Source organism: Mesorhizobium sp. M2A.F.Ca.ET.037.01.1.1 (assembly GCF_003998075.1).
Lineage (GTDB): Bacteria > Pseudomonadota > Alphaproteobacteria > Rhizobiales > Rhizobiaceae > Mesorhizobium.
Window position 1 is genome coordinate 1 of record NZ_RZSA01000943.1, and the last position, 2,500, is coordinate 2,500.

Annotated in this window: 3 protein-coding genes; 1 reads left to right on the forward strand and 2 read right to left on the reverse strand. The window is 64.3% G+C overall.

The features are described 5' to 3' along the window. Nucleotides 1–240 (forward strand): cupin domain-containing protein (locus EOA27_RS31690; RefSeq protein WP_145970664.1); only part of this gene is annotated, 240 nt, incomplete at its 5' end. A 14-nt stretch (nucleotides 241–254) separates the two neighbouring features. On the opposite strand, the gene EOA27_RS31695 is transcribed toward EOA27_RS31690, so the two are convergent. After that, nucleotides 255–962 carry a transporter substrate-binding domain-containing protein gene (locus EOA27_RS31695; protein ID WP_126082856.1) on the reverse strand — a complete coding sequence of 236 codons (708 nt, stop codon included), beginning with the start codon at nucleotides 960–962 and terminating at the stop codon, nucleotides 255–257. Nucleotides 963–1,017: 55 nt separating this feature from the next. Then, nucleotides 1,018–2,256 (reverse strand): cytochrome P450, encoded by a 1,239-nt coding sequence (locus tag EOA27_RS31700; RefSeq protein WP_126082855.1) that lies wholly within the window; start codon nucleotides 2,254–2,256, stop codon nucleotides 1,018–1,020. Between the last annotated feature and the right edge of the window lie 244 nt (nucleotides 2,257–2,500).

Below are 2,500 nucleotides of genomic sequence, written 5' to 3' on the forward strand. Positions count from 1 at the left end.
GTCGAGGAGCGCGACGGCGGCCTCTATGCCGGGATCTGGGAGGCGACGCCGGGCAAATGGCGCATCTCCTACGACGAATGGGAATTCTGCCACATCCTGTCCGGCGTCTCGGTGATCGCCGAAGACGGCGGCGAGGCGCGCACCGTGCGGGCCGGCGACAGCTTCGTGCTCAGGCCGGGCTTCAAGGGCACCTGGGAAGTGCTCGAGACGACGCGCAAGGAATATGTGATCAAGCTTTGACGGTTTCGGCCGGCTCACAACAGTCGGTCGACATCGTCGTCGGAAAAACCACATTCGCTCATCATCTTCCGGTGCCACGCACTTCCGAGCAGATCGCTCAGGCACCGATCGATCCGCTCGCGCAACGCGGCATTGCCCTTGGCCAATGCGAACGCGCCGGCGGCCGGCCGCTTCTCCGATGCGGGAACCTCGACGACATCGAGCCGCTCGTCGGGGCGCTGGGCAATGTAGCCGCGATGCGCCATGTCGACGCTGGCATAGGCCTGCGCCATATCCTTCGCCACGGCCCCCGCCGCCTGAGCCTGCGTCGCAAATATCCTGACCCGATTGGGCGGAACGCCATTCTGCAACGCGGTTTGATGCTGAACCTGGTCCGATATCACTGCAAGTACCGCTGAAGGGTGCAGGGCAAGCGAGCGGTAGCCCTCCAGCCCCAACGGATTGTTCTTCGCCACCATCAGTCCGTCAGGCAGCGACCAGATCGGGCGCGTAAACTCAACGAGCCTTTTGCGCTCGTCCGAGATGAACAGGCCCGTCGTCATGTCCCATCGGTTGTCCACCAGCCCGGGAAGCAGTTCAGCGAACTCGGCTTCGACGGGCGAAAACTCGCCCAGCCCGAGCATCTGGCATATCCGCTTGGCGAGTTCCACGTCGCAGCCGACGACCGAGCCCGATGCGTCGGTGAAGCAGAAGGGTGGTTCCTGCAGGTAGGCGAATTTCATGTTCTAGGTTCCCGAACGACAATTTTGGCTGCTCTAGGCAGGGTCGGTTCGCCTATCAAAAAGTCACGGCAACCCGCTCCAGCCCGTGGAAATGATAAGTGTCGCGGAAGCGCGGCGTCTCCGCCAGGCGTAGTTCCGGCAGCCGGTCGAACAGCGTCTTCAGCGAGACCTGCAACTCAAGCCGCGCCAGCGGCGCGCCGATGCAGAAATGGATGCCGGCGCCGAAGGAGACATTCTTCTGGTCCGCGCGGGCCGGATTGAAGGTGTCGGGCTCGGCAAAAGCCTGGGGATCGTGATTGGCCATGCCGAGCAGAAGCGCGACCACCTCGCCGGGCTTGACCACGATGCCTGGTGACACTTCGATCTCCTCATAGGCATAGCGCAGGAACATGTGCAGCGGCGCGTCGTAGCGCAGGCATTCCTCAACTGTCGCGGCATTCGCCTCGGGTGTCGCGAAGAAGCGGCGCGGATCGCCACCTTGCGCCAGGATCGAGCGCACCGCATTGCCGGTCTGGTGCACCGTCGCTTCATGACCGGCGTTAAGAAGCAGGATGGCCGAGGACACCAGCTCGTCTTCCGACAGCCTCTGGCCGTTGTCCTGGGCCTCGATCAGCAGGGAAAGCAGATCGTCGCCCGGCTTCTTGCGCCGCTCGGCGACGTAGCCGCGCAGGAACGCGGCAAAATCGCGTGCGTCGCGGTTGGCTGTGTCCTCGGTTTCGCGTGTGCGGCCATGCATGTACATGGCGACCATCTGGTGCGACCAGTCGAGCAGTTGCGGCCCCATCTCGACTGGAACGCCGAGCATCTCGGCGATGATGGTGATCGGCAAAGGCGAGGCGTAGGCCGGCAAAAGGTCGACGCCGTCTGGCTCGAAGCGGTCGACCAACTCGTTGGCCAAGGCCTCGATTCGTGGCCTGAGCCGTTCGACCTGGCGCGAGACGAAGGCGCGGTTTACCAGCGTTCTGAGCCGCGTGTGCACCGGCGGCTCGAGTTCCAGCATGGAGTTGGCCTCGATCGCATCAAAGGCCACGAGGTGCGAGCGGTCTTCGCCAACGCCGCGGCTGTCGGGAATCCCCGCCGGGTTCTGGCGGCCGAAACGGCGGTCGCGCAGCAAGCGGTTGACGTCGTCAAAGCCGCCGAAGCACCAGAAGCCGTAGTCTTCCCAGAAGAAGGCGTTGGCGGTGCCACGCAGGAAGGCATAGGCCTCGTAAGGGTTCTGCACGAAGGCCGGCTCGTGCGGATCGAGATGCAGGCGGCGACGGGTCGGGTCGAAGGCGAGATAGGCTGGCATCATGGTAGATCTTTAGCGCGCCTTGGCAGCGCGATGCCAGACAATGTCTTGGCGCCCGAGGCGGAGAAGCGTTGAGCCAGCCCTCAGTGTCCCGTCTTCAGGATGCTCGCCACCTTGGCGGCAATCGCCGCGTCCAGCGCCGGCCAGTTCGCCAGCAGCTCGCGCGGAAAGCGGAAGGTGAGGCTGAGATCGTCGCCGACCTGGATGTCGCGCTCGCAAGGCGCCAGCGATTCCTCCGCGCTCGGCC

What these genes read in the sequence shown, in the direction of transcription:
- EOA27_RS31700 (WP_126082855.1), bottom strand. Translation starts at nt 2,256, where the DNA reads ATGATGCCAGCCTATCTCGCCTTCGACCCGACCCGTCGCCGCCTGCAT.
- EOA27_RS31695 (WP_126082856.1), bottom strand. Translation starts at nt 962, where the DNA reads ATGAAATTCGCCTACCTGCAGGAACCACCCTTCTGCTTCACCGACGCA.